The organism is Bacillus sp. AF23, from assembly GCF_020861455.1.
GTDB classification, from domain to species: Bacteria; Bacillota; Bacilli; order Bacillales; family Bacillaceae; genus Bacillus; species Bacillus halotolerans.
The window spans coordinates 25,859-51,873 of sequence record NZ_JAJHVY010000027.1 but is presented as its reverse complement, the minus strand read 5'-3'; the positions used below and the strand labels follow the sequence as shown (position 1 = coordinate 51,873).

The 26,015-nt window shown below is 45.7% G+C and carries 24 protein-coding genes and 2 riboswitches; of the genes, 18 read left to right on the top strand and 6 right to left on the bottom strand.

Annotated elements, in window-relative coordinates:
• Positions 1 to 163: 163 nt before the first annotated feature.
• The 8 genes from LNN34_RS14025 (at position 164) to LNN34_RS13990 (ending at position 11,772) form a co-directional block, all read left to right on the top strand.
• Entirely contained in the window at positions 164 to 1,258 is a 1,095-nt protein-coding gene (locus LNN34_RS14025) for a lipoprotein YdaJ (protein WP_059334512.1), read from the top strand.
• The gene (locus tag LNN34_RS14020) at positions 1,239 to 2,090 is read left to right on the top strand and encodes a diguanylate cyclase domain-containing protein (protein ID WP_069487517.1); all 852 of its coding nucleotides are present in this window, start codon (positions 1,239 to 1,241) and stop codon (positions 2,088 to 2,090) included. The genes LNN34_RS14025 and LNN34_RS14020 overlap by 20 nt, the downstream gene beginning before the upstream one ends.
• Positions 2,080 to 3,810, top strand: a complete 1,731-nt coding sequence (locus tag LNN34_RS14015) for a DUF2334 domain-containing protein (protein ID WP_229043668.1) — start codon at positions 2,080 to 2,082, stop codon at positions 3,808 to 3,810. Before LNN34_RS14020 ends, LNN34_RS14015 begins: the two co-directional genes overlap by 11 nt.
• Complete coding sequence (locus LNN34_RS14010) at positions 3,803 to 5,065, top strand: glycosyltransferase family 2 protein (RefSeq protein ID WP_103671946.1); 1,263 nt, start codon at positions 3,803 to 3,805, stop codon at positions 5,063 to 5,065. The genes LNN34_RS14015 and LNN34_RS14010 overlap by 8 nt, the downstream gene beginning before the upstream one ends.
• A gap of 5 nt (positions 5,066 to 5,070) precedes the next feature.
• Positions 5,071 to 7,182 carry a cellulose biosynthesis cyclic di-GMP-binding regulatory protein BcsB gene (locus LNN34_RS14005; protein ID WP_229043667.1) on the top strand — a complete coding sequence of 704 codons (2,112 nt, stop codon included), beginning with the start codon at positions 5,071 to 5,073 and terminating at the stop codon, positions 7,180 to 7,182.
• Between the two features lie 135 nt (positions 7,183 to 7,317).
• Positions 7,318 to 7,462, top strand: a riboswitch (cyclic di-AMP (ydaO/yuaA leader).
• Positions 7,463 to 7,651: 189 nt separating this feature from the next.
• Positions 7,652 to 9,475 carry a potassium transporter KimA gene (kimA, locus tag LNN34_RS14000; RefSeq protein ID WP_229043666.1) on the top strand — a complete coding sequence of 608 codons (1,824 nt, stop codon included), beginning with the start codon at positions 7,652 to 7,654 and terminating at the stop codon, positions 9,473 to 9,475.
• 56 nt (positions 9,476 to 9,531) lie between these two features.
• Positions 9,532 to 9,984 carry an NUDIX hydrolase gene (locus LNN34_RS13995; protein WP_044161780.1) on the top strand — a complete coding sequence of 151 codons (453 nt, stop codon included), beginning with the start codon at positions 9,532 to 9,534 and terminating at the stop codon, positions 9,982 to 9,984.
• A gap of 63 nt (positions 9,985 to 10,047) precedes the next feature.
• Complete coding sequence (locus LNN34_RS13990; RefSeq protein WP_202663608.1) at positions 10,048 to 11,772, top strand: pyruvate oxidase; 1,725 nt, start codon at positions 10,048 to 10,050, stop codon at positions 11,770 to 11,772.
• A 265-nt stretch (positions 11,773 to 12,037) separates the two neighbouring features.
• On the opposite strand, the gene LNN34_RS13985 is transcribed toward LNN34_RS13990, so the two are convergent.
• The 4 genes from LNN34_RS13985 to LNN34_RS13970 all read right to left on the bottom strand — a co-directional run bounded on the left by LNN34_RS13985 (position 12,038) and on the right by LNN34_RS13970 (position 14,710).
• Entirely contained in the window at positions 12,038 to 12,307 is a 270-nt protein-coding gene (locus tag LNN34_RS13985) for a hypothetical protein (protein ID WP_010333081.1), read from the bottom strand.
• A 105-nt stretch (positions 12,308 to 12,412) separates the two neighbouring features.
• Positions 12,413 to 13,690 carry an Nramp family divalent metal transporter gene (locus tag LNN34_RS13980; RefSeq protein ID WP_049809886.1) on the bottom strand — a complete coding sequence of 426 codons (1,278 nt, stop codon included), beginning with the start codon at positions 13,688 to 13,690 and terminating at the stop codon, positions 12,413 to 12,415.
• A gap of 232 nt (positions 13,691 to 13,922) precedes the next feature.
• Complete coding sequence (locus LNN34_RS13975; protein ID WP_010333083.1) at positions 13,923 to 14,180, bottom strand: GlsB/YeaQ/YmgE family stress response membrane protein; 258 nt, start codon at positions 14,178 to 14,180, stop codon at positions 13,923 to 13,925.
• Positions 14,181 to 14,257: 77 nt separating this feature from the next.
• Entirely contained in the window at positions 14,258 to 14,710 is a 453-nt protein-coding gene (locus LNN34_RS13970) for a DUF2188 domain-containing protein (protein WP_229043665.1), read from the bottom strand.
• 117 nt (positions 14,711 to 14,827) lie between these two features.
• Here LNN34_RS13970 and LNN34_RS13965 point away from each other — a divergent pair, with 117 nt between their 5' ends.
• From LNN34_RS13965 to LNN34_RS13945, 5 genes are all read left to right on the top strand, one after another.
• On the top strand, positions 14,828 to 15,646 hold the full coding sequence (locus tag LNN34_RS13965) for an EcsC family protein (protein WP_229043664.1): 819 nt from the start codon (positions 14,828 to 14,830) through the stop codon (positions 15,644 to 15,646).
• A 129-nt stretch (positions 15,647 to 15,775) separates the two neighbouring features.
• Positions 15,776 to 16,147, top strand: a complete 372-nt coding sequence (gene gsiB / locus LNN34_RS13960; RefSeq protein WP_010333086.1) for a glucose starvation-inducible protein GsiB — start codon at positions 15,776 to 15,778, stop codon at positions 16,145 to 16,147.
• Positions 16,148 to 16,291: 144 nt separating this feature from the next.
• On the top strand, positions 16,292 to 16,633 hold the full coding sequence (locus LNN34_RS13955) for a cupin domain-containing protein (protein WP_059291923.1): 342 nt from the start codon (positions 16,292 to 16,294) through the stop codon (positions 16,631 to 16,633).
• Positions 16,627 to 16,986 carry a YdbC family protein gene (locus LNN34_RS13950; RefSeq protein WP_229043663.1) on the top strand — a complete coding sequence of 120 codons (360 nt, stop codon included), beginning with the start codon at positions 16,627 to 16,629 and terminating at the stop codon, positions 16,984 to 16,986. The genes LNN34_RS13955 and LNN34_RS13950 overlap by 7 nt, the downstream gene beginning before the upstream one ends.
• 138 nt (positions 16,987 to 17,124) lie before the next feature.
• A complete protein-coding gene (locus tag LNN34_RS13945) occupies positions 17,125 to 17,511 on the top strand; it encodes a VOC family protein (protein ID WP_202656691.1) in 387 nt (128 codons plus the stop codon).
• A gap of 39 nt (positions 17,512 to 17,550) precedes the next feature.
• On the opposite strand, the gene LNN34_RS13940 is transcribed toward LNN34_RS13945, so the two are convergent.
• Both LNN34_RS13940 and LNN34_RS13935 read right to left on the bottom strand, forming a co-directional pair.
• Positions 17,551 to 18,372, bottom strand: a complete 822-nt coding sequence (locus LNN34_RS13940) for a manganese catalase family protein (RefSeq protein ID WP_059334521.1) — start codon at positions 18,370 to 18,372, stop codon at positions 17,551 to 17,553.
• An 85-nt stretch (positions 18,373 to 18,457) separates the two neighbouring features.
• A complete protein-coding gene (locus LNN34_RS13935; RefSeq protein ID WP_044161763.1) occupies positions 18,458 to 19,510 on the bottom strand; it encodes a TRAP transporter substrate-binding protein in 1,053 nt (350 codons plus the stop codon).
• 71 nt (positions 19,511 to 19,581) lie between these two features.
• Between LNN34_RS13935 and dctS the strand changes: the two genes are divergently transcribed.
• The 5 genes from dctS (at position 19,582) to LNN34_RS13910 (ending at position 25,936) form a co-directional block, all read left to right on the top strand.
• Positions 19,582 to 21,189, top strand: a complete 1,608-nt coding sequence (gene dctS, locus LNN34_RS13930) for a two-component system sensor histidine kinase DctS (protein ID WP_229043662.1) — start codon at positions 19,582 to 19,584, stop codon at positions 21,187 to 21,189.
• Positions 21,179 to 21,859 (top strand): response regulator, encoded by a 681-nt coding sequence (locus LNN34_RS13925; protein WP_059291917.1) that lies wholly within the window; start codon positions 21,179 to 21,181, stop codon positions 21,857 to 21,859. Before dctS ends, LNN34_RS13925 begins: the two co-directional genes overlap by 11 nt.
• Before the next feature lie 119 nt (positions 21,860 to 21,978).
• The gene (gene dctP / locus LNN34_RS13920; protein WP_059353128.1) at positions 21,979 to 23,244 is read left to right on the top strand and encodes a C4-dicarboxylate transporter DctP; all 1,266 of its coding nucleotides are present in this window, start codon (positions 21,979 to 21,981) and stop codon (positions 23,242 to 23,244) included.
• Between the two features lie 149 nt (positions 23,245 to 23,393).
• Positions 23,394 to 24,446: an AI-2E family transporter gene (locus tag LNN34_RS13915; RefSeq protein WP_229043661.1), complete on the top strand. Its 1,053-nt coding sequence runs from the start codon at positions 23,394 to 23,396 to the stop codon at positions 24,444 to 24,446.
• Between the two features lie 48 nt (positions 24,447 to 24,494).
• Positions 24,495 to 24,625: riboswitch (cyclic di-AMP (ydaO/yuaA leader) on the top strand.
• 72 nt (positions 24,626 to 24,697) lie between these two features.
• Positions 24,698 to 25,936, top strand: a complete 1,239-nt coding sequence (locus LNN34_RS13910) for a dicarboxylate/amino acid:cation symporter (RefSeq protein ID WP_229043660.1) — start codon at positions 24,698 to 24,700, stop codon at positions 25,934 to 25,936.
• Positions 25,937 to 26,015: the final 79 nt, after the last annotated feature.

Below are 26,015 nucleotides of genomic sequence, written 5' to 3'. Positions count from 1 at the left end.
ATTGGACTTAGGTCCTGTTTTTTAAAAGTTCAAAAAGGGGAAAAAAAGCTAGCAATCTTCGTTTTTTTCTTCTATAGTTAATATAATTTGTAACATGGCAGTAATAATTTCGTAATATATTGGTGCGTCTGATTCGCTTCGGACGACAAAGGGGGACTTGCCTGTGCGGCATGTGTTGGTCGCTGCTATCTTATTTTGCTTATCTATCGGACTTTCCGCAGGGTGTGCTGAAGCTGGGAATAAAACCCTATATCAGTCTGAGGCAGACATGAATACCCGCCCGCTTCAGCCGGCGGAGTATTTCATCTATCACAATCTTATGAATGAACAAGGGCTTATCAAAACAGATTTCTCAGATCAGCCCTCCTATTTATCAGAATCGATTGGCCTGTGGATGGAGTTTTTGGTCAGCAGACAAGACGCCTCGCATTTTCAGGAGCAATATCAGCATCTGTCGGATTCTTTTCTACTGAATCATCAGTTGGTGACATGGAAGATACAAAACGGTCAAGCGAGCGGGACAAACGCGCTCATTGATGATATGAGAATCATGGTGTCTCTCGATCAGGCAGCTGCTCTTTGGGGGAGCAGCCAATATGAAAAAACAGCCCGTGAGATCGGCACGGCTTTAAAGACATACAACATGTACAACGGGATGTTTACAGACTTTTACGATTCAGCCTCTCATGCCGCTTCAAAGGACGTGACGCTTTCGTATGTCATGCCCGATGCACTAGCTGTTTTGAAAAAGTATGGAATCATAGACGAAGAAACAGAACAGCGAAATGCCGATGTTCTCTATCTAGCCCCTTTAAAGAATGGTTTCCTGCCAAAGACGTACAGCGCAGAGTCGAAGCAGTACAAATATGACAGTGAAGTAAACGTCATCGACCAGCTGTACGCCGCATGGCATTTGCCGGAAAGGAATGAAACAGCCGCTGTGATAGCAGAGTGGGTCAAAAAGGAATTTCAGGCAAACGGAAAGCTGTACGGACGATATTCGGCAGATACGAAGGAGCCTGCCGTCCAATATGAGTCGCCGTCCGTATACGCGTTAGCTGCTTTATTTTTAACAAAACAGCATGAAGACAGCTCGGTCATCAAAGCGATTTATGATAGAATGAATGACTTTGAAATTCTTGATCCGGCGAAACCGTATTATGGGGGTTACATGAGCGGCTCCGACACGCACTCGTTCGACAATCTGCTGCCGCTGTTAGCCGAAAGGAAGCTTTTTAATGAAACGATCATTCAATGAATCACAAAAATTATATGCTTATCTTTCAGGGCTCATCGCAGCCCTGTCTCTGTTTATTTTTTATGTGTCCGCCGAGCACTCGGAGGGCTTTCTGATCATTTGCATCACATTTGTCGTGATCGGGGCCGGCATTTGGTTCGGTCCGATTTACGCGCTGGCGGTCACCTTAATCGTTCTCTTTGTTCTCGGCACGCTCATGATGTTTTTTCAGACTGGACAGGCTGTGATGTTTTCGGCTGAAGACGGGCTGCGCATGCTTATCGTGTGGGGAATTGCGCTTTTGCTGTTTTCCTTTATATCAGGAAGAATCCATGATATCGCAGCAGAGCTGCGCCGTTCAGTCAAACGTCTTCAATCTGAAATCAAAAGCTTCGTGGCTGTCGATAGAGTGACGGGCTTTGATAATAAGCAAAGAATGAAACTGGAACTGTCAGAGGAAATCAAACGGGCGGAGCGCTACGGCAATTCCTTTGTCTTTTTGCTGCTTCATATGCATTATTTCAAGGAATTTAAGTCTCTGTACGGGGAGAAAGAGACCGACCTTCTCTTTCAATTCGTCAGCCGGCAAATCAGGTCAAGCGTCCGGGAAACGGATAAAAAATTCCGCCCCTCTGACGAGCGCTTCGGCATTGTGCTGACACACACGCCGGCTGAACATATGCCGGCCGTCCTGACAAAGCTGAAAAAACAGCTGGACACGTATCAGCTGACAAACGGAAAGTATGTGTCGCTTACGTTCCATGTCTGTTATTTACCTTATCGAAGAGATATAAGGACGGCTGATCAATTTTTAGAAGAACTGGAAAACGAGATGATGATGAATGAACTTTAAAAGAATAACGCTACTCTGCGTGTCCGTTGTGATGCTGACAGCTATTGGTTCTATGCCTATTTCTGCCCAAGCGAAGGGGGAGGATTCCGGCATTCTCATCATCTATTCAACCTTGGACGGCAAAGAGTCGCCTCAAGTCAAAATGCTCGATTTATTGGCTGGCCATTTTTCAACTCATGTCACGGTCAGAAAAGATTCGGATGTTACAGCATCTGATGTGAAAGGCAAAGAACATGTCATCTATTACGGGCAAACGAAAAGAAAGCTCAGCAAAAAACTGGTGTCTCTTATCAGCGGCGTAAAAAAACCTGTCGTCGCCATCGGCTATAACGCCGGACAAATCAGCCAATTTTCCGGTCTTTCCTTAACCCGCAAAGAACATGTCTATCAGATTCACAGCAGCACGGAAAAAAACGATGTCTCCTTAGAGAGCGGGCTTAACGTGCTGAGCGTATCAGGCCTGAAAGGAAAGGGGCTGTATACCTTTAAATCTGATGACGGCAAAACGAGTCCGTTTATATGGAAAACGGATAAATCAAATGTGTACATCGGCTTAACCAATCTGTTAAATGACAATCTGATTGTGGCGAAAGAGCTTCGAGAAGCATTTGGAGAGAAGGCCGGAACCGCGCTTTTATATTTGCGGCTGGAGGATATCAGCCCGATGTCTGATGAAACATTGTTGCTTCAAGCCGGTACATATCTGTACAAGAGACATGTGCCTTTTATTCTGTCAGTCATTCCGGTGTATCTGAATCCGGAAACAGGCGATAAAGTGTATTTTTCTGATAAACCGAAGATGGTGAAGGTATTGAAAAAACTGCAAAGCATGGGCGGCAGTATCATTGTTCACGGCTACACACACGCCTATCGCCACAGTGAAACAGGAGAGGGCTTCGAATTTTGGGATGCCAAGGCGGACCAGCCGATCACTTCCGAAAATGCCGATGACACTCCGTCCATTTTGGAAAAGGAACAGGCTTTTCCGAACGAACAGGCCTACAAGAGCTATTTGAAGCCGTTTCAGGAAAAGGAAGAAACATATACAAGGCAAAAGCTGACGCACGCCATTGAGGATTTAACCTCGGCAGGGCTTTATCCGCTGGCATTTGAAGCCCCGCACTATACGATGTCTGAGTACGGCTATCAAATGGCTTCACAGTATTTCTCAAGCATTTTCGGGCAGGTGCAGCTCAGCGATACAACATGGAAAACTTCCGGCGCATCCCCTTTTTTGACCAAACCAGCTATGCTGCATGGGATGACGCTGTATCCGGAAACAATCGGTTTTGTCGATACATCAAAGCAAAACCCGCTCGGCGATATGGAGGAACACATTTCTCAAATGATTGATTTTGAAGGCGGAGTGGCCGGAGGGTTTTATCACCCGTATCTCGGGATGAAATATTTGCCGGAGCTCGTTGACCAGATGGAACGCATTCCGGACAGTGAATGGCTTGATTTGAAGAAAACGCAGCAAACCGTCAAAACGGACAAAGTGGAAATCCATACAAGCGGTGACGGAACGGTTCACGTAAAAAACAATGTAAGTGCCATTGGCGAGTTTTTCGACCACCATCGGCAAACCCCGCTGGAAAAGGCGTTATGGATTCTCTCCGCCGTTGTGCTCTTGTTTGTCGTGATGTTTGTCAGCTATACGTTTTACTTGAGAGCCACATTGAAAAAACGAATGTTTAAGGAGAGAAGAAGCCTTGGGTAATATGCTGTTCTTTATCTCGCTGAGTTTAATATGGGTCATGCTTCTCTATCACATGTTTCTCATGCAGGGCGGATTCCGCCACTACATGACCTTCGAGCGGAACATTCCGAAGTGGAGAGAAAACATGAAGGAATTGCCGAAGGTCAGTGTGCTCATCCCGGCCCATAATGAAGAAGTTGTCATTCGGCAGACGCTGAAGGCTATGGTGAATCTTTATTATCCGAAGGACCGGCTGGAGATTATTGTGGTAAACGATAATTCTTCAGACCGGACGGGTGATATCGTCAATGAATTTTCCGAGAAATACGATTTTATCAAAATGGTGATCACAAAACCGCCTAACGCCGGAAAAGGCAAATCCTCGGCGCTCAACTCCGGTTTTGCTGAATCGAACGGCGATGTCATTTGTGTATATGACGCCGACAACACGCCTGAAAAAATGGCCGTGTATTATCTTGTTCTCGGTCTGATGAATGACGAGAAGGCAGGCGCAGTGGTAGGGAAATTCCGCGTCATCAATGCGGCAAAAACGCTGCTGACGAAGTTTATCAATATTGAAACGATCTGTTTTCAGTGGATGGCCCAGGGGGGCAGATGGAAGTGGTTCAAAATCGCTACCATTCCCGGAACCAATTTCGCGATCCGCAGAAGCATTATTGAAAAGCTCGGGGGCTGGGATGATAAAGCGCTGGCTGAAGATACCGAGCTGACCATCCGGGTGTATAACCTCGGCTATCACATCCGCTTTTTCCCGGCAGCTATTACTTGGGAGCAGGAGCCGGAAACGTGGAAGGTGTGGTGGCGCCAGCGGACGAGATGGGCGCGCGGCAACCAATATGTCGTCCTGAAGTTTTTGGCGCAGTTTTTCAAACTGAAACGAAAACGGATTATCTTTGACTTGTTTTACTTTTTCTTTACGTATTTCCTGTTTTTCTTTGGCGTCATCATGTCAAACACGATATTTGTGGTCAATCTGTTTTATGATTTGCATTTGTCGGTCGGGTTTTTGGCTATGATCCTTTGGATTTTGGCGTTTTTCTTATTTATGACGGAGGTCATGATTACGTTAAGCATCGAAAAAACAGAAATGAACAGGCAAAACTTCTTTATCGTATTTCTTATGTACTTTACGTACTCGCAGGCATGGATTGTGCTCGTGATCTATTCTTTATTCGTAGAAATCAAGCACCGTTTATTCAAGCAAGAGGTCAAATGGTACAAAACAGAACGATACAATCAACATAAAAGCGGGTGACCTTTTTGAAACAACTACTTATTTTTCTTACAAGCTTTCTGCTCCTGGCAATGACCGGACAAGCGGCCTTCGCCCAAGAGATGCAGGTCGATGGCTCGCTTCTGGGCAAAAGCAGCCGTGAACAAGCCAAACAGCAGGTGCTGACAAACGATCTTATGACATTGTACGGATCAAAAGACAGCGCGGAACTGACGTATCAGATTCCGGCAGGCGCCTCTTCCGGCAGCCAGCAATTGGTGATTGAATATGAGGCATCAGATCTTTTAATTTCTCCTTCATCGTTAACGGCTGTAATTGACAATGAACCGGTAAAAACGTTAAAGCTAAACGGCGATCCAAAACGGAAAACACTGAAGCTGAACTTGAACAAAAGCCAGTCCGCCCCAGGCTATCACAGCGTATCACTGAAATTTTACGGCGTCTTGAAAGAGGGCGTCTGCGTCAGACAGGATACGTCCGGCAACTGGATCAAAATTTATCCGGACAGCCGCCTGACAATGGCGGACAGCAGCGAAGCGAAGGGAATGTCACTTGAACATTACCCATACCCATTTGCCCAATCGGGAAATACAGCGGAAGAGACTGCTATTGTCATTCCGGATAACCCGAGTTCGGCAGAAATTGAAGCGGCTGTCAAAACAGAAGATTACCTGAAAACTGCCGACAGCAGTGTCAGCATTTCATTTGTGAAGGAATCTGAAGTGAAGCAAATCGACAAGCCGACCATTTTCATCGGAGTGGATAAGCATTGGAACGGCAAGGTGAAGAAGCTGATCAAACAAGCCGGCTTACAGGCAAAAGGAGAAAAACTTCTGCTTGCGGAGCGCGTGCTGAAAGCACAGGGCAAGCAGCAGCCGGTTCTGTTTGCACAAGCGGCATCTGATGATGTGCTCTCAGAAAAAATCAGCGTCATCGCCGATCAGACTTACACCGGCCAGGTAAGCGGGGAAACACTTTCAATTGGCAAGCTTCTGAAGGCTGCAAAGCAGGAAAGCAATAAGCTGACCCTTGAGAAATTCGGGGCAGAAGATATGACAATCGGAGCTGACAAAACATCTTCAGCACATTATTTTTATCCGGCTTCTGCGGTGATAGATCAAAATCAATCAGCCAAGCTGTCGCTTAAACTAAAGAAATCGGAAACGATTCAAGCAGCCGCGGCAGAAAGCGGTTCAGCCTCTCAAGCAGCAGAGCTGAAGGTCCTCATCAACGGTCAGCCGCATTCAGTTCGCCTTGATGAATTAGGAAAAGAAGATAAAAACGGATACTATCATGTCACGCTGAAAGTAGACCCTGAGCTGCTGCAGAAAAACCGCTACATTGATATACAGTTTATCACCACGGGCTTAAAGGAAAACAACCCTTGCAACACAACGGACGAAGAGAAATGGGTCTTCATTGATAAAAGCAGCACATTGTCTTACACGATCAAAGGCACATCTCCGTCAGCCGATTTTCAAGAATGGCCGCTTCCATACGCCGGAAATCAGGAACAGGCAACATTGATTGTGCTCCCTGACAGCGTGAGCAAATCCAAGCTTAAGGAGCTTTCTCTCGTTACTGATTCCTTTGGAAGCGAAGCCCAGCAATCTTTCACAGTAAGGAAAGCATCTGAAGTTAAAGCTGAGGACGCAAAAGGCCGGAACTTAATTTTCATCGGCGGCATCAGCCAATTCTCTCTTTTGAAAGAGAAATCTTCTGATCTGCTCGTGCCTCAAGCGAAAAACGGCTCGTTTGACGTGTCGGGCTTTAAAATGCTGAACGAGACGACGAAACAAGTGGCATTTACCCAAGCGTCTTTATGGGATTCACATTATACGATGGCTGTTTTTGCGCCGCTGAAAGGAAATGGCGCGGCCGTCACAAAAGAAATCATCAGCTTTTTGAACAGCAATGATGACACGGCGACCGTCATCAATGAAACAAACAGCCAGCAGGTGTTTACAAACCACCAGCAGCTCAAATCGGAAACAAGCAATTCTGAAACAGAAAAAACAGCACAAGATCATGGGCAAAAACTGCTGTATATCGGCGTGCTGGCTCTCATGATGGTAATTGCGGCAGCCTTCATTTGGGTAACCGTTAGACGAAGAAAGAGAAAGACAGACAGAGAATAAGACAGAGGCTGATATCAGCCTCTGTTTTTTGTTTTTGGTTTAAATTTTCCATTTGTGGAACCTGTCATTTTATTTTTTTCTCCCGGCCGATAAGCCTCTTTACAACATACGTAAACGGGAGTATGATCTCTTTTAGAAAACAAATCGCTTAATCTGTAAACAGAGCGGGGGACCCATTTTGGCGGCATTTTGCCGCTTGGGGTGAATCCTTTTTAGGTAGGGCAAACTCTCATATGCCCGAATCCGTCAGCTAACCTCGTAAGCGTTCATGAGAGGAGATGAATGAAACCTGTGTTCGATGTTAAGGCACAGGGGCATCCGTTTGCCTCTGTGTTTTTTGCTGTTCAATTTTCAGGATGTAAATCGCATACAGAGACATCATAGCAGAAAGGACTATTACAAAATGTGAGAGCAGATGCGGATGTTTTATTGTTTTCATGAAAAATGAAATTAAAAGGGGAAGACATCGATGTATCATTCAATCAAACGTTTTTTGATTGGGAAACCGTTAAAATCACAAGCAGCAGGAGAACAAAAACTGACGAAATTAAAGGCGCTTGCCATGCTTTCCTCAGATGCTTTATCATCTGTCGCTTACGGAACGGAACAAATTCTTATCATATTGGCGGCGGTAAGCGCTGCGGCATTTTGGTATTCCATTCCGATAGCGATCGGCGTACTCATTTTGCTGCTCGCGCTGATTCTCTCATACAGGCAAATTATTTACGCTTATCCGCAGGGCGGCGGGGCGTATGTTGTATCAAAAGAAAACCTCGGCGAAAAGCCCGGGCTGATTGCAGGCGGTTCATTGCTTGTCGATTATATATTAACTGTAGCAGTAAGTATTTCCGCAGGGACGGACGCCATCACGTCGGCGTTCCCGGCACTGCATGATTATCATATACCCATTGCTGTTTTACTTGTTTTAGTGATTATGATTTTAAATCTGCGGGGGCTGTCAGAATCAGCATCGATTCTTGCCTACCCGGTCTACCTTTTTGTGGCGGCGCTTTTCATCCTGATTGCCGTCGGTCTTTTTAAGCTTATGACAGGACAAATTGATCAGCCTGTCCATCATACATCGATCGGCACTCCGGTAGCCGGCATTACGCTGTTTTTGCTGCTTAAGGCTTTTTCATCCGGCTGCTCCGCGCTCACCGGAGTTGAAGCGATCTCCAACGCGATTCCAGCCTTCAAAAACCCGCCTGCGCGAAACGCGGCGAGAACGTTGGCTATGATGGGGATCTTGCTTGCGGTTCTGTTTGCCGGCATTACGGTACTTGCATACGGTTACGGGACGGCTCCGAAACCGAATGAAACGGTCATTTCACAAATCGCGTCGGATACCTTCGGAAGAAATGTGTTTTACTATGTCATTCAGGGTGTGACATCGTTAATTTTGGTCCTTGCGGCGAATACGGGCTTTTCAGCCTTCCCGCAGCTTGCCTTCAACTTGGCGAGAGACCAATACATGCCGCGCATGTTTACAGTAAGAGGCGACCGCTTAGGCTTCTCAAACGGGATTATCTTTTTAGGCGTTGCCTCAATTGTGCTGATTCTGTTATTTGGAGGGCAGACGGAGCATCTAATCCCGCTGTACGCGGTCGGTGTGTTTATTCCATTTACCCTTTCACAAACAGGGATGTGCATCAAATGGATCAAACAAAAACCAAAAGGCTGGATTGGAAAAATGCTGATCAACGCCTGCGGCGCATTGATATCGTTTATGGTTCTGTCCATCCTGTTTGTCACGAAGTTTAATGTCGTATGGCCTGTTTTAATCTTTATGCCTATCGTCGTTTTTTTGTTTTTTGCGATTAAAAATCACTATACGGCTGTCGGTGAACAGCTTCGCATCGTAAACAAACAGCCGGAAGAAATCAAAGGTACGGTCGTGATTGTGCCTGTAGCCGGCGTCACAACCGTCGTGCAAAAATCCATTCAATATGCGAAATCACTGTCAGATCAGGTCATTGCCGTTCACGTGTCGTTTGACAGAGAACAGGAAAAGAAAGTGGAAAAACGCTGGGAAGAGCTGAATAATGGAGTGCGTCTCGTCACGCTTCACTCTTCGTACAGAAGCCTGGTCCATCCGTTTGATAAGTTTTTGGAAACTGTTGAAGCAAAAGCGAAGAAGAAACAGTTTTCTGTCATGGTGCTGTTCCCGCAATTTATCACAAAAAAACGCTGGCACACCATTCTGCACAACCAGTCAGCCTTCCTGCTCAGAGTCCGGCTGTTCTGGAAGAAGGACATAATCGTTGCCACATTGCCATATCATTTTAAAAAGTAAGCAGCTAAGACCAAGGGACATCTCCTTGGTCTTTTTTAATAAAGGGGAAATGGGCGATGTATACGGAAGGGGCATTTGTCATAGTGACAAACACAAAACGGCAGATTCTGCTGGTCAAACGAAAAGACGTTCCTTTATGGGATTTGCCGGGCGGACGGGTTGAATCAGGAGAGACCCCGGAGGCAGCGGCGGTCCGGGAGGTAATGGAAGAAACGGGATATCTGATAGAGCTTTCCGGGAAATTGGGTGTCTATCAAAGACCTAAGTTTCAAGACGAACAGCATGTGTATGCAGGAAACATAACAGGCGGACAAGCGATAGAAAACGGCATGGAAACGGCCGGGCTGAAGTGGTTTTCGCCGGAGCGATTGCCGCTTTTGATGGTGCCAAACCGGAAAATGCAAATCAGAGATTTTCTAAACGGCGCTGCGGGCATCCGGATAACCGTCAAGGACAATAGCTTTTTGGCGGCCTTAGACCTGTTCAGAAGGAAATACAGCAAGCGATAGTTGCCTCCGGGTTTTAAACGGCTCCCCCTGTGGTATTGAAAAAAGGAAAAAGGAGGATACGGCATGGCACACAAAACAGCAGGACAAGCAATGACAGAACTGCTTGAACAATGGGGAGTTGATCATGTTTACGGCATCCCCGGAGACAGCATTAACGAATTTATTGAGGAACTGAGACACGACAGAAATCAATTGGAATTCATCCAAACCCGCCATGAAGAGGTGGCAGCGCTGGCAGCCGCGGCTGAGGCAAAACTCACCGGCAAGATCGGTGTCTGCCTGTCAATTGCAGGGCCGGGTGCGGTGCACTTATTGAACGGTTTATACGATGCAAAAGCGGACGGCGCTCCTGTGCTTGCGATTGCAGGTCAGGTTTCTACAGGCGAAGTCGGACGGGACTACTTTCAGGAGATTAAGCTTGAGCAAATGTTTGAAGACGTGGCAGTGTTCAACAGGGAGGTACATAGTGCGGAATCACTGCCGGATCTGTTGAATCAGGCGATCCGCACCGCCTACAGCAAAAAAGGCGTTGCGGTATTAAGCGTGTCAGATGACTTGTTTGCGGAGAAAATCAAACGGGAACCCGTTTACACATCACCGGTATATATTGAAGGAAATCTTGAACCGAAGAAAGAACAGCTTGTGACATGCGCGCAATACATTAACAATGCGAAGAAGCCGATCATTTTGGCGGGACAGGGAATGAAAAAGGCGAAGCGGGAGCTGCTGGAATTTGCGGATAAAGCAGCGGCGCCGATCGTCGTCACGCTCCCCGCAAAAGGCGTTGTTCCCGATAGGCACCCGCACTTTCTCGGCAACCTTGGGCAGATTGGGACAAAGCCGGCCTATGAGGCAATGGAAGAATGCGATTTGTTAATTATGCTCGGCACCTCGTTCCCGTATCGTGATTACTTGCCGGAAGACACACCGGCAATCCAGCTTGATTCAGACCCGGCGAAAATCGGCAAACGCTATCCGGTAACAGCGGGGCTTGTCTGTGACTCGGCTCTCGGTCTGCGCGAATTGACGGAGTATATTGAACGGAAGGAAGACAGAAGATTCCTGAATGCCTGCACTGAACATATGCAGCATTGGTGGAACGAAATCGAAAAAGATGAAACTGAGGCGGCAACACCTCTAAAACCTCAGCAGGTCATCGCGCGTCTTCAGGAGGCAGCAGCCGAAGATGCGGTGCTGTCTGTAGATGTCGGCACTGTCACCGTCTGGATGGCGCGGCATTTCAAAATGAACGCGAACCAGGATTTCATCGTTTCCAGCTGGCTTGCGACAATGGGCTGCGGCCTGCCGGGAGCTATAGCGGCGAGCTTATCTGAACCGGAGCGCCAAGCCATCGCAGTCTGCGGTGACGGGGGCTTTTCCATGGTCATGCAGGATCTCCCGACCGCAGTCAAATATAAGCTCCCGATTACTGTTGTCATTTTAAACAATGAAAATCTCGGCATGATTGAATATGAACAGCAGGTCAAAGGGAACATCGACTATGTCACAAAACTTCAGAATGTCGACTATGCCGCATTTGCAGAAAGCTGCGGAGCAAAAGGCATCAAGGTGACGAGAGCGGAAGAACTTGCACCGGCTTTCCATGAGGCGCTTCACTCCAATCAGCCGGTCGTTGTCGACGTCATGATCGGAAACGAACCGCCGCTGCCCGGCAAAATCACCTACGGACAGGCAAAAGGCTTCAGCAAATATATGCTGAAAAACTTCTTCGAAAACCAAAAAATTGAAATGCCGTCATTGAAGAAAAGCTTAAAACGTTTATTCTAAAAAAACAGGGGCCCGTGAAGGCTCCTGTTTTTTGATTTTACGGGGTTGAGTCATAAAATCGGTTGTTTGAACCTTTAAAATGACTCGTATATTTATTGGGATCAGCAGGAATGATCTATGCAGCCTGTTATGATTTTCGCCGTGCCCAAAACAGACACAAGGACAAATGCATCTTCTTTCAAAGCAGAAAGATCAGCGCATTTGTCCTTGTCTGTTTCATCTGTTTAATCTTATCAAATCTTACAAAATGAATGTCTTTATAAGCTTATTTCCCTTTTTTCGAAAGGCCGAAAAAGAAAGGAAAAGCAGATCCAACTAATAAAGTGCCGAATAAAAACATTCCGCCGATAAACACGTGAAAATTAGCGCCTCCGGCCGTAAAAGCGGTAATCAAGGAAATGATACTGAGCACCACCATGGCGATGCCGGGCGCGATTCGCATTTTTTTACCTGTTGATTTATAAGCGATAACAGAACATAAAATTCCGATAACAATAGGGACAATCCATAAATAAAACAGAATAAATACTGACATTATCAAAACTCCGATTTTTCTACTATCATAACAAATTTCTGTAAAAAATGATATCAATGAGCTTTTAAGCCAAAATAAAAAACCGGCTCTTTCAGCCGGTTTTTTCTAACGGAACGTATCGACGATCAAAAACACATTCAAAGCAACAATCAGCACAGCGATCAGCCAAGAAACCACTGTTACCCATTTGGCATTGATCAGCGAACCCATAATCCGCTTGTTGCTTGTGAACATAATAAGCGGGATTAAAGCAAAGGCAATGCCGAAGGAAAGAACCACCTGGCTCAGCACAAGAGCCGACGTCGGATTGACTCCTGATGCGATGATCAAGATCGGCGGAATGATGGTGATGAACCGCCGTACATACAGCGGGATGCGGTAGTTGATAAATCCCTGCATAATCACATCGCCTGAAAGTGTTCCGACAGACGAGCTGGACAGACCCGCTACCAGCAGGCCGATTCCGAATAACGCGGCTGAAACAGGACTGACAAGATGACCGAACTGCTGAAACGCGACATCAAGGTCCTCGACAAACAGCCCGTTTTTGAAGAATAATGCGGCAGCCACAATCAGCATACTCGCATTAATAGCCCCTGCAATCAGCATCGCTATTAAAATATCAATAAATTCGAATCTGAAGATTTTCTTCCGTTCAGCATCTGTTTTGCCGACCACCCGCCGCTGTGTGAGGGCAGAGTGTAAATAAATGGCGTGCGGCATAACGGTTGCGCCGAGAATACCTGCTGCTAGAAGCACGCTGTCGGTGCCATGAAATGTCGGAACGAAAAGTCCTTTCATCACTGAGACGGCATCCGGCTTTGCAAAAAAGGTCTGCAGCGCAAAGGCGATGACCACTACAAACAGCATGCCGGCAATACCGGCTTCAAGTGATCGATAACCGCGGCGCTGAAGCTCCAAAATCGCGAAAGAGCCGATCGCCGCAATAATAGACGCTTCGAGCATCGGGATGCCGAACAGCAAATACAGTCCCAATGCCGCTCCGATAAATTCCGCCAGATCAGTCGCGATAATGACGAGCTCGCCTTGAATCCATAAGCCGATAGAGACGGGCTTAGGAAATTCCTCACGAGCGACCTCAGGCAGGTTTTTGCCGGTCGCGATACCGAGTTTGGCGGAGAGTGACTGGATCAAGAGCGCCATGATATTAGAAAATAAAATCACCCATAGCAGCATATATCCATATTTAGAGCCAGCTGATATATTTGTTGCGAAGTTACCGGGATCGATATAGGCAATGGCTGCAATAAACGCCGGGCCTAAAAAAGGCAGCAGTCCTCTGAATCCTCTGCTTTTCCCGTCAAGCGCATCTTGGACTGCTTTGGAACGGGGAGATTGTGCTGTGATGTCCTTATTCATCATGTACTCACCTGAATTCTAATTGTTTTTTGCCATACAACAAAGAGTTTCCTTAAACCAAATTATTTTATCTACATCATATGACCATCCTGATTTCTTGTCAACCAATGATGGTCAAAAATGACACTCAAATTTTTCCCTGTTATGTAACATGATATGTAGGGCATCTGATAAGGTCCATACATAAAAAGACATCGTTTCTGTATGAAACGATGCCTCCTGAATCATCTAATATCTAGGCTTCCTTGCGCAGTCCGCGGAATACGAGGCTCAGTAAGAATACGAAGATCGCTGCCCCGATAATTGCCGGAATAATGGCAAATCCTGCGAGGCTCGGTCCCCAAGTTCCGAGTAAGCCATGCCCGATCCATGCGCCGATCAGCCCTGCAATCATCGAACCGAAGATTCCTCCCGGCATGCGGTTGCCGACGATGGCGCTTCCGATTAGTCCAATTAAGATAGCAATAACTAATGAAACCAAAAAGCTAAGCATCATATTCACCTCTCCTTAATGATTTATATATCAATAACCGTTCCAGCCAGTCCCGAAACGTACAAAAGCATATTTGCTTATGATTCTGTTTTTATCTTTCTCTGCACACTGCCGTCAGCCAAATGAACAATGACGTCTGTGCCTTTATGTTCCGCAATTTCCTTCGCCCGTTCAATCGCTTCCTTTTTCGTCTCCTTGATTTCAGATACACGTTTGGCATCCTCAGCTTTGACGGCCCAGCCACTTTTATGCTTGATGACATGCTCCGCTTTATTCATTAGCTCCGGTCTGGCGTCATCGTTTGCCTCCTCATCGCGTTCTGTTTCATCATCATGTGTGAGAAAGTCGTCAATTTCCTTTTTTGAGGCGTTTTCCGCCCATTCCTTTGCTTTGCTCGTCGCAATCGGAATGGCGCGTCCGTCCTCATAGCCTTCATCAATCATGGCATTCGCAATGTCAATCGCCTTTTTCTTCACAGGCTTCTCGAGATTTTTCAGTGAAGCGGGGTAATCCTTCATAGACCAAGGCATTTCCATCACTCCTTCTGCTTTTATAAAAAGGGTACCCGCAGGTGAAAAATAAAAACGTTTTAGAGAAAAATGAAGGTATACTATATAGTAGAAAAACGGAAGGGAAGTGCGAGTTGGGTGACAGCAGAACTTAAAGAAGACTTACATCAGCAATTAAAAGAAATAGAAAAATGGGAAAAAGAGCAGCAAAAAGTCTGGTTTTGGGAAAAGCTCAGCCGTCTCCCGTTTCAGCTGCTGGACAAGCTGACGCCGGAATTCATTCAGAAAAAGATCGGCAAGCTTTTGGATGAGGTGGGCAGCTTTGTTCAAACTGGAGGACAGTACCTGACATCGGAAAAACAGATTATCAAAACATTTCAAAAGAAACTGCCCGAGCAAACCATTGAATCACTGGAGGACGTACAAAAAGCGCCTCTGGCTGTTATGGATGATGTTGCTGAAGCGATGGGCAAAAACCGAATCAACGCTGCAACCGTTCAGGGAGCGACCACGGGTGTGGGCGGCGTATTTACACTGGCGGCAGACATTCCGGCTGTGCTCGGTTTATCATTAAAAACACTGCAGGATATCGCAGTGGCCTATGGCTATGATCCAAAGGAGAAAAAAGAGCGGGTCTTTATCGTAAAATGTTTGCAGCTTACTTCAGCAGATGTTGTCGGTAAAAAATCCATTCTGAAAGAATTAAAAGATTATGATCAGGACCGTACATATAAGAATGTCGCTTCCCAAATCCAAGGCTGGAGGGAAGTGGTTTTAGGCTACCGTGACACCTTTGGCTGGAAAAAGCTTTTTCAAATGGTGCCGGTCGCGGGAATGGTCTTTGGCGCGGCGGCTAATCGCTCGACCTTAAATGACATTACCGAAACAGGCATGATGCTCTATAAAAAGCGCCGCATCCTTGAGCGGCTCATAGAAACAGAACAGAATCATGAATAGAAGAAAAGCAGACGGGCACCGCATTCCGTCTGCTTTTTTCAGTCAAAACACACTCAATGTGTTTTGTTTGTTTAAAAGAAATGACAGCGGGAATACAACAACCAACACCAATTAAAGGAGGAATTCAAAATGGCACAAGATAACAAAATGAGCAGAGAAGAAGCAGGTAGAAAAGGCGGAGAAACGACTAGCAAAAACCATGATAAAGAATTCTATCAAGAGATTGGTCAAAAAGGCGGAGAAGCCACTAGCAAAAACCATGACAAAGAATTCTATCAGGAAATCGGCGAAAAAGGCGGAGAAGCCACTAGCAAGAACCATGACAAAGAGTTCTATCAAGAAATCGGTGAAAAAGGCGGAGAAGCCACTAGCGAAAATCATGATAAAGAATTCTATCAAGAAATCGGCCGTAAAGGCGGAGAAGCGACAAGCAAAAATCATGATAAGGAATTCTATCAAGAAATCGGCTCAAAAGGCGGAAACGCCCGCGACAACGACTAACTAAGTAAAGCATAAAAGGCAGACAACCTGTAGATAAAAAGCGATCCGGCGCAGCAGCTGGATTGCTTTTTATGATGAAATGGAAAAAGTATACCTTCCAATGACGCTGCTGCGGTAGAATAGGTGAAAAAGGAGTTTTCACTTATGCCTGAGATGCAAAACCTGCTCGCCATTGCAAATGAAGTCAAAGAAAAGCACGCTAATTTCTCCATTTCAGAGGTCAATGACCATTGTGTACGGCTCGCTGTGTTTACAGGAGAATACGACTGGCACCATCACCCTGACACAGATGAATTATTTATCGTTCTTGAGGGAGAGCTGCTTATTGATTTTGAGGATCAAGAAACCGCGGTGTTAAAAGCGAATGACAGCCTGCTTGTCCCAAAAGGCACCATACACCGCACACGCTCTTACGTCAGGACCGTGAATCTCTGCGTCGAGCACATTCATGCGGAAACGGTTATAACAGAGGAATCAAAATGCTGATCAAAAAGATTGTATGTGGGGTGGACGCGGCAAACGCTGAAGCATTTTCGAAGGCGCAGTCACAGTGGGGAGCACTATCACATGTAAGTGGCTTCATCAAACAGGCCGGCGGATGGCGGAAAACAGCAGATGAGCTGTTCACCGCAGAAATCTTCAGCGTTTGGGAGAACAGAGCAGCTTATGATGCTTTCATGGAGAACGAACATGACGTTATCTATGAAGAAATCGGGCAAAAGGCTACGTTATCTTCAATAGAAGTGGCTATTACTCAGGTTGATGCAGAGGGGGCCGCTTGCTTATTAGAGAACCGGGAAATTGAATACGAGCCTGGATGGACCGTGACAAAAGCTTAGTTATGGGAAGTCGTCCTAAAAAAGATGATAAGCTGATTTTATCGCTCATAATAACAATAAAGATAGTCTCCTGTTATTTCGATTGAATTAGAATGAAGAAAATGGCATTCAGATGTGAAATCAGGGGGATTGATTCGGATGACTTTTCATTTTAATGAAATTGATCATATTCAGCTTGCGGCTCCTAAAGGCTGTGAAACTATTGCAAGACAATTTTACGGCGGGATATTAGGCTTTCGGGAAATTGAAAAACCTGATGATTTAAAAGCCCGGGGCGGGGTCTGGTTCACTTTTGGGAATAAACAATTGCATATCGGGATAGAAGAACCTTTTGTTCCCGCTAAAAAAGCACACCCTGCCTTTGAGGTTATGAATATAGAAGGTTTAAAAGAACATTTGAAATGCAATGGAATTGGAATAGTTGAGGACAATAAACTTCTGGGAGCGGACAGATTCTATATTTCAGATCCATTTGGCAATCGTCTGGAGATGCTTGAGCGGCAGAAAACGCACAAAAAAAGATAGATCACAGCTGGAGTGATCTATCTTTTTTATGATAGCCTCTTACTCACGCCCAGGAAGCGTATTATGAACAAAAGGAGGAGCTGGCTTCAATTCTGGCTTTTCTCCAAAAGCTTTCGCTTCGCTCACATATTCAAACGCTTCTCCGTCCGGGGCTTTCTCCTTCAGCCAGTTTTGCTCGGCGCTTTCTTCACCTTCAGAGAAATTGATTAGCTGATGAGAGAATTCCTGTTTCTCAAGTGCTTTCGGGAATGTACCCGGCACAACCGGACCTTCCTGTGCTTCTAATTCTTTAATGGCGGCCAGCCATTGGTTTTGGTGCATTGTGTCACGCGCCAGCAGGAAGCTGAGCATGTCCTTGACGCCTTTGTCATCCGTCATTTCAAACAGGCGTGCAACCTGTAGACGGCCTTGTGATTCTGCATTCAGATTGGCGCGGAAGTCTGCCAGCAGGTTTCCGCTCGCTACGATGTAGCCTCCGCTCCATGGTACGCCTGTACTGCTTTCGGGCATGGCGCCTAGTCCTGATACAATGGCATGGTGAGGATTCATGCCTCCCATGATGGAACCGATGACTGGATCATCAGCCGCTTTTTCCTGTTCATCAAGCGGGGCATCCTCAAGAAGTCTGGCGATCATGGTAGCGATCATTTCAACGTGCCCAATTTCTTCAGTTGCCGTATCCATCAGCAAATCCTTGTATTTTTCATTTCCTCTTGTATTCCAGCCTTGAAATAAGTACTGCATGGCAACAGAAATTTCTCCGAATTGCCCGCCTAAAATTTCTTGCATTTTTTTAGCGAATAATGGATCTGGACGATCTGGCTTAGCAGGATGCTGCAGCATTTTCGTATGTTTAAACATGTTCCCATCTCCTTTTTTCGTGTCTCTCTTTCTATATTTCCGATGGGAACAAAGATAAACGAAAAGCAGCGTATTGGGATGGGGGCTACGAATCCTTGCGCAGCTCCAGAAGCTCCTGAATCAGCTTCCGGCCGAAGATTGGCTCGTACTTCCGGTAAACAGGATCAAGGCGCTTCATCCATTCTTTTTTCTCTTTATCTGACAGCTCGTAGATTTTAATAGAAGAATGTTTTTTGATTTCTTCCAGCTGCTCCTTGTTCATTTCTTCGGCATACGTTTCATTCCACTCCGTTGTTTCCTTCATCGCTTCAGTCAGAATGCGTCTTGTTTCCGGGGTTTGCGCGTTCCAGAAATGCTCATCTGTCATCACAGCGTAGCCGAGGTAACCGTGGCTGCTTATTGTCAAATAGTCTTGAACATTATAAAATTTTTTAGAATAGATGTTTGAGATTGTATTTTCCTCGCCGTCTACTATATTGTTTTCTAACAGCTGAAAAGTAGAATTGAAAGATTCCTGGTGGGGTGCTGCACCAAGCAGCTTGAACTGGTCCTCTATTACATTACTTTGCATAATGCGCAGGTCTTGTCCCTTTAAATCATCCGGGGTTTTGACCGGGCCTTGATTCGTGGTGATTTGCTTAAAGCCGTTTGTCCAGTACGCCAGGCCCTTTAATTGGTTTTTCTTTAAAGAATCAAACAGCTGTGTTCCAATTGTTCCGTGCAGCCCTTTTTTAACCGCATCATAGTCTGTAAATGCATACGGAAGATCAAGAACTCCCCATTCAGGAGAGAGCATACCGAGCTTCGATGTGGAGGGGGCGATAAATTGCACGTCGCCATTTTGCAATGCTTCGATTTCTTCAATGTCCGAATACAGGCTTCCATTCGGGAACACTTCAATTTTCATTTTCCCGCCTGATTTCTCGTTTACGAGCTCGGCAAATTTGTTGGCGGCCAGCCCTTTTGGCGTGTTTTCAGCAACAACGTGGCTGAATTTGAATACGATTTGATCCTGTAAGCCTTCCTGATCGTCATCATACACAATCTCTTCGCCGTTTGAACGGTCATGGAATCCGATAAATAAAGCGGTTGCAATTCCGGCGATCATCAGACCGAGACATGCAAGCAAACTCTTCATGAAAAGCCCCCTCCCTTATGTTAAGAATAATGGGGCAGATGTGATTCGTAAAGACCTGAAAGGAGAAGCTGATGAACAAAAAAAAGCTCTCAATCCGCTGGAAAATCACGATCCTTTCCTACATACTCGTCATTTTCTCCTTTTTGATCGGCGGCATTGTGCTCATAGGCAATATTCAGCATACAGAGGAAAGGGAGCTGAAAAAACGGCTGATGAATACGGCTCGGACGGTGTCGGAGATGACCGAGGTGAAAGAGGCGTTATCGCGAAAAGAACAAACAGAAGCCGTCCGGCATGCGGTTGAGGAGATCCGGATGATCAATGAAGCAGACTACATTGTCGTCATGGACATGGATCACATTCGCTATACTCATCCTGTCACCACAAACATCGGAAAAAAGTCAAAGGGTGCAGATGAAGAAGCGGCGTTTGCGGAGCACATTTATTTCTCAGAAGCAGCGGGCGAGATCGGGACGGCTGTCCGGGCCTTTTATCCGGTAAAGGATCAGGATTTGAACCAGATCGGAGTAGTACTCGTCGGAAAAACACTGCCGGGGATGGCTGATATATTGTTTCATTTAAGAAGGGATATCGCCTTCATCGTCGTGCTGACACTCGGGTTCGGCCTGGCGGGTTCGTTCCTGCTTGCCCGCCATATCAAAAAACAAATGTTTCAGCTCGAGCCTCATGAGATTGTCAGAATGTATGAAGAGCGAACCGCTACCTTTCACTCTATGAACGAAGGCGTGATCGCCATTGACAGCCGGCATATCATCACAATATTTAATGAAAAAGCCAAACAGATTTTTGAGGTGCAGGGCGATCTGGTCGGAAAGGTGATTTGGGATGTACTCAAGGATTCGCGCCTGCCTGAAATCGTGGAACGGAACAAGGCGGTTTATAATGAAGAAATTCGTGTGAGCGGAAAGGTCATCATGAGCAGCAGGATTCCGATCGTCATGAAGAAAAAAGTCATCGGCGCCGTCGCGATTTTTCAGGACAGAACGGAAGCGGCCAAGATGGCAGAGGAATTGACGGGTGTCAAAAACTTTGTCGAAGCGCTCCGCGTCCAAAATCATGAGCATATGAACAAGCTCCATACCATCGCAGGCCTGATCCAGCTCGGGAAATCTGAAAAAGCGCTGCAGCTGGCGTTTCAGACTTCAACTGAGCAGGAAAACGTCACTGAGTTTCTGCATCGCTCCATTCAAAATGACGCCGCGGCGGGGCTTTTGTTAAGTAAAATCAGAAGGGGAAAAGAGCTCGGCATTGCTGTGCATATTGATGAAAACAGCAGCCTGCAGCAATTTCCCGAGCATGTCGACCAGCATGATATCGTTGTGCTTCTCGGCAACCTGATTGAAAATGCCTTCGGCTCGTTTGAAACCGTTCAGTCTGATGACAAACGAATTGACATCAGCATTGAACAAACGGAGGATATCCTTGCGATTTTAATAGAAGACAACGGATGCGGGATTCAACACACACATATGCCGTACCTTTACGAAAAAGGATTTACAGTGAATAAAACAGGCGGCACAGGCTATGGCCTCTATTTAGTCAAGCAAATAACAGACAAAGGATCGGGTGCGATAGAGGTTGATTCACACCCGGGACAGGGAACGTCTTTTTCAATCGTTTTTCCGATGAAGGGGGAGGAAGCGCAGCATGGCTCGTAAAGAAATCAAGGTTCTGCTCATTGAAGACGATCCGATGGTTCAGGAAGTCAATAAGGATTTCATAACAACCGTTAATGGCTTTACCGTCTGCGCGCAAGCGGGGAACGGGGACGAAGGCATCAAGCTGATCAAAGAAAATCAGCCCGAACTCGTGATTCTGGATGTGTACATGCCGAAAAAAGACGGGATCAAAACCTTGCAGGAGATCAGAAAGCAAAAGCTTGAGGTTGATGCCATCGTCGTATCCGCTGCAAAAGACAAGGAAACAATTGCTCTTATGCTGCAAAACGGGGCAGTTGACTATATTTTAAAACCGTTTAAGCTCGAACGCATGAGACAGGCGCTTGAAAAATATAAGCGGTATAAACAAAAAATAGAGGAAAACGACACGCTGTCCCAGGATCAGCTTGATGCCATCCTCAATATCCCGCAGCAGGCCGTACAGGATCTGCCGAAGGGGTTGAATCATTTTACGATGAATGAGCTCATTGCTTTTTTGAAGCAGCAAACGTCGCCTCTTTCTGCTGAAGAGGTAGCCAAGGCTCTCGGCATTGCCAGAGTGACAGCGAGACGCTATCTTGATTATCTCGAAAAGAACGGAACGATTCAGCTTGATGTTCAGTACGGAGGAGTCGGACGCCCCGTCAACCGCTACATATTTAAAGTGTAAACCCGAGACCAAAAAGACCAAAATGTCCGTTATGAACATAAACTTCCCCACCCCTAATGAAAACGCTATCATTCTAGTAAGAAAGACACAAAGGCGACTAGGACAGGGGGAGGAAGAATATGAAACTGTTTAAAAATTTAACAGTTCAAGTCATAACCGCGGTCATCATCGGGGTCATTGTCGGATTGGTTTGGCCGGATGTCGGCAAAGAAATGAAACCGCTTGGCGATACCTTTATCAACGCTGTGAAAATGGTGATCGCTCCAATCATTTTCTTCACAATCGTTCTCGGGATTGCAAAAATGGGCGATATGAAGAAGGTTGGAAAAGTAGGGGGAAAAGCATTTATTTATTTCGAGGTTGTTACGACCCTTGCACTCATTATCGGTTTATTTGTCGTCAATATTATGAAGCCGGGTGCGGGCCTCGATTACAGCAAGCTTGAAAAGGGAGATGTCTCACAATACACCCAAAATGGCGGTCAGGGGATCGACTGGGTTGAATTTGTCACACACATTGTACCGTCCAACATGGTTGATGCCTTCGCAAAAGGGGATATTTTGCAGGTCTTATTCTTTTCCATTCTTTTTGGAGTCGGTCTAGCGGCATTAGGTGAAAAAGGGAAAAGCGTCATTGATTTCTTTGATAAAGTTTCACATGTCTTTTTCAAAATTATCGGCTACGTTATGCGTGCCGCTCCAATCGGCGCATTCGGAGCGATGGCGTATACGATCGGGCACTTCGGACTCGATTCCATCAAACCGCTTGCCAGCTTAATGCTGTCCGTGTATATCACAATGTTCCTGTTCGTGTTTGTTGTTCTAAATATCATCTGCAAGCTATACGGATTCAGCCTGTGGAATTATCTGCGCTTCATCAAAGATGAGCTTCTCATCGTGCTCGGCACAAGCTCTTCAGAATCGGTTCTTCCGAGAATGATGGATAAAATGGAACGCTACGGCTGTTCAAAATCAGTCGTCGGGCTTGTTATTCCGACCGGCTATTCGTTTAACCTTGACGGAACATCCATTTATTTATCAATGGCGACTGTCTTTCTGGCTCAAGTGTTTGGAGTGGATCTCAGCATCGGCCAGCAAATTACGATTATCCTCGTTCTGATGCTGACTTCGAAGGGGGCAGCCGGTGTGACAGGAAGCGGATTTATCGTTCTTGCGTCAACGCTGTCAGCACTTCAGGTCATTCCGCTTGAGGGTCTTGCGCTTCTGCTTGGTGTCGACCGTTTCATGAGTGAAGGAAGAGCGATTGTGAACCTGATCGGAAACGGAATCGCCACAATCATCGTTGCAAAAAGCGAAAAAGAATTCGATGAAGCAAAAAGCGTGGAGGCTGTTGAAGGCATGAAAAAAATGAAAACAGCAGTCTGAAAAAAAGAACGGCCCATCCATGGGGCCGTTTTTTTAATTGTTTAAGAATAATTAAGGTGAGGACAGAGACCTCAGCATTTTTTTGTTATATAATTTACAAATGGATACTATATTGAATGAAGGACGTTTGTCCTAACAGGAGTGTATAAATGGCCGCTTTAGTAAAATTTTTTCAGCACCCGGGAGTAAGGCGTTTTTCCATCTTTGTCGTGTTAACTGGTGTGTTATATCTATTTAAGAGCATGATCAACTTAATATTGCTGACCTTCATTTTCACATTTCTTATGGATCGTTTGGAGCTTGTCGTCCGGCAGTTTTTAAGCCGGTTCTTCCGCGTGAGCCAGCGGGTTGTCATTACGTTTCTCTACATTTTGCTGGCCGTGCTGCTTACAGTCGGAGGGTTTGTGTTTTATCCGGTCGTTGCCGCACAGATTCAGCAACTGATCAAGCAGATTAAACATATTGCGTATCATCCAAGCAGCATTCCTTTCTTTGATGAGATCACAAGTGTTTTCGGAGATATTAATATCAGTTCGTATGTCAAAGAGGGTTTCAATGTACTTTATACGTATCTGGCCGATATCAGCACATTCGGCTTGCAGATCGTGATGGCGCTCATTCTCAGCATGTTCTTCTTATTCGAGAAAAAACGGCTGTCTGAATTTATGGAGCAGTTTAAAACGAGCAAGCTTGCTGTTTTTTATAATGAGATTGCTTTTTTCGGAGGTAAATTCGCGAGAACGTTCGGCAAGGTGCTCGAGGCACAATTTATCATCGCGCTCGTGAACTGCGTACTGACTTTTATTGCGCTCTGGATTATGCACTTCCCTCAGCTGTTGGGGCTGTCCATCATGGTTTTCTTTCTCGGATTGATCCCGGTAGCAGGCGTTGTCATCTCCCTGATTCCGCTTAGCATTATTGCATACAGCACAGGCGGCGGAATGTATGTGCTTTACATTGTGCTTGTCATTTTCGCCATTCATGCGATTGAGACATATTTCCTCAATCCGAAGCTGATGTCAGCGAAAACAGAGCTGCCGATCTTTTTCACATTTACAGTCCTGATTTTTTCTGAACACTTTCTCGGCATTTGGGGCTTAATTATCGGGATTCCGATCTTTGTATTTCTCCTTGATATTCTTGATGTAACCAACAAGGAAAATAGGCCTAAAAGACCTCGAGAGAAAAGTAACAAAAAATAGTTTACAAAATTGGATCTTTTCTGTATAAATAAAATAGATCATATAATAGTAAGCCACACGCTTAATCCTATAACAAGGAGTGGGGGACCCGATCTTTTGGGGTTCATTTTTCATCTGAAAAACGGACATCTCTTCGTCCGAACCCGGCAGCTAACCTCATCAGCGTGAAGAGAGAATCCTGTGGTTTTATGATACAGCCAAAGCCCGCGGGAGTCTCTCGCGGGCTTTTTTCAAAAGAGGGAGGAATGCGGATGAAGCTGGCTACAAAGATTATCATTGCATTGGTGCTGGGTGCTGTGACGGGGATTATTCTTAACGTAACATCACCTGAATTATTTGAAAATTTAAATAAGTTTGTATTTGGTCCTCTTGGCACCATCTTTTTAAACCTCATTAAAATGCTTGTCGTTCCGATTGTCTTTTTCTCACTGACGCTGGGAGTAGCCGGGCTGGGTGATCCTAAGAAGCTTGGCAGAATCGGCGTGAAAGCCATTTCTTATTTTCTCATCACGACTGCAGTCGCTATTACGATTGCCATCATTTTAGCTCTTGTCATCAAACCGGGAGAGTTCGGAACGTATGATACTTCATCTGCCGAATTCACTGCTGAAAAAGCCCCAAGCATTGCAGACACTCTGTTAAACATTATTCCGGCCAATCCTGTTCAAGCGATGACGGAAGGGAATATGCTTCAAATTATTGCTTTTGCCATTTTTGTCGGACTAGGGATTACAATGCTCGGAAAAAAAGCGGATATGCTTCTAAAAGTCGTTGAACAAGGAAATGAATTGATGATGTACTTGGTGAATCTTGTCATGAAGTTCGCTCCGTATGGTACATTCGGTCTGATTGCGACAGCTATCGGCAGCCAGGGATTCAGTGCAATAAAAGCGATGGGGCTGTACATGATTGTTGTTACGCTGTCTCTTGTCATACATGCAATCGTCACATACGGTTCAACAGTGGCTCTTTTAGCAAAAAGAAATCCGATTACGTTCTTTAAAGATTTCTCAGAAGTTATGGTCGTTGCGTTCAGTACCTCAAGCAGCAATGCAACGCTTCCGGTATCAATGGATGTAGCCCAGAAAAAACTAAAAGTGCCTGAGCCGATCAGCAGCTTCGTTCAGCCGCTCGGGGCGACGATTAACATGGACGGGACAGCCATTATGCAAGGGGTGGCCACCATCTTCATTGCACAGGTATTCGGACATGATCTTACATTTACGCAATTGCTGATGGTGATATTGACGGCTGTATTAGCAAGTGTGGGAACTGCGGGTGTTCCGGGAGTCGGTTTGATTATGCTCGCCATGGTGCTTCAATCAGTCGGCCTGCCTGTTGAGGGGATCGGATTGATCCTCGGAATAGACCGCTTGCTTGATATGCTTCGCACAGTGGTCAACACAACAGGAGACGCGGCCTGTGCCGTCATCATTACAGAAACAGAAAAGAACAAACAGCCGGAGCAAGCACCGACTCTATCGGTTTAACCAAACATTTGGAAACAACAAATGCTATAATACAAACAGTGCCTATTTTTAGGCACTGTTTATTTTTGTCGAAAAAAGG

Excerpts from the sequence above, each read along its gene's own strand:
- dctP (WP_059353128.1), top strand. The coding sequence starts at position 21,979 with ATGAAACTGTTTAAAAATTTAACAGTTCAAGTCATAACCGCGGTCATC.
- LNN34_RS13915 (WP_229043661.1), top strand. The coding sequence starts at position 23,394 with ATGGCCGCTTTAGTAAAATTTTTTCAGCACCCGGGAGTAAGGCGTTTT.
- LNN34_RS13950 (WP_229043663.1), top strand. The coding sequence starts at position 16,627 with ATGCTGATCAAAAAGATTGTATGTGGGGTGGACGCGGCAAACGCTGAA.
- LNN34_RS13910 (WP_229043660.1), top strand. The coding sequence starts at position 24,698 with ATGAAGCTGGCTACAAAGATTATCATTGCATTGGTGCTGGGTGCTGTG.
- LNN34_RS13970 (WP_229043665.1), bottom strand. The coding sequence starts at position 14,710 with ATGCCTTGGTCTATGAAGGATTACCCCGCTTCACTGAAAAATCTCGAG.
- LNN34_RS13925 (WP_059291917.1), top strand. The coding sequence starts at position 21,179 with ATGGCTCGTAAAGAAATCAAGGTTCTGCTCATTGAAGACGATCCGATG.
- LNN34_RS13975 (WP_010333083.1), bottom strand. The coding sequence starts at position 14,180 with ATGCTTAGCTTTTTGGTTTCATTAGTTATTGCTATCTTAATTGGACTA.
- gsiB (WP_010333086.1), top strand. The coding sequence starts at position 15,776 with ATGGCACAAGATAACAAAATGAGCAGAGAAGAAGCAGGTAGAAAAGGC.
- LNN34_RS13935 (WP_044161763.1), bottom strand. The coding sequence starts at position 19,510 with ATGAAGAGTTTGCTTGCATGTCTCGGTCTGATGATCGCCGGAATTGCA.
- LNN34_RS13940 (WP_059334521.1), bottom strand. The coding sequence starts at position 18,372 with ATGTTTAAACATACGAAAATGCTGCAGCATCCTGCTAAGCCAGATCGT.
- LNN34_RS13990 (WP_202663608.1), top strand. The coding sequence starts at position 10,048 with ATGGCACACAAAACAGCAGGACAAGCAATGACAGAACTGCTTGAACAA.
- LNN34_RS13955 (WP_059291923.1), top strand. The coding sequence starts at position 16,292 with ATGCCTGAGATGCAAAACCTGCTCGCCATTGCAAATGAAGTCAAAGAA.
- dctS (WP_229043662.1), top strand. The coding sequence starts at position 19,582 with ATGAACAAAAAAAAGCTCTCAATCCGCTGGAAAATCACGATCCTTTCC.
- LNN34_RS13980 (WP_049809886.1), bottom strand. The coding sequence starts at position 13,690 with ATGATGAATAAGGACATCACAGCACAATCTCCCCGTTCCAAAGCAGTC.
- LNN34_RS13995 (WP_044161780.1), top strand. The coding sequence starts at position 9,532 with ATGTATACGGAAGGGGCATTTGTCATAGTGACAAACACAAAACGGCAG.
- LNN34_RS14020 (WP_069487517.1), top strand. The coding sequence starts at position 1,239 with ATGAAACGATCATTCAATGAATCACAAAAATTATATGCTTATCTTTCA.
- LNN34_RS14015 (WP_229043668.1), top strand. The coding sequence starts at position 2,080 with ATGAACTTTAAAAGAATAACGCTACTCTGCGTGTCCGTTGTGATGCTG.
- LNN34_RS13945 (WP_202656691.1), top strand. The coding sequence starts at position 17,125 with ATGACTTTTCATTTTAATGAAATTGATCATATTCAGCTTGCGGCTCCT.
- LNN34_RS13985 (WP_010333081.1), bottom strand. The coding sequence starts at position 12,307 with ATGTCAGTATTTATTCTGTTTTATTTATGGATTGTCCCTATTGTTATC.
- kimA (WP_229043666.1), top strand. The coding sequence starts at position 7,652 with ATGTATCATTCAATCAAACGTTTTTTGATTGGGAAACCGTTAAAATCA.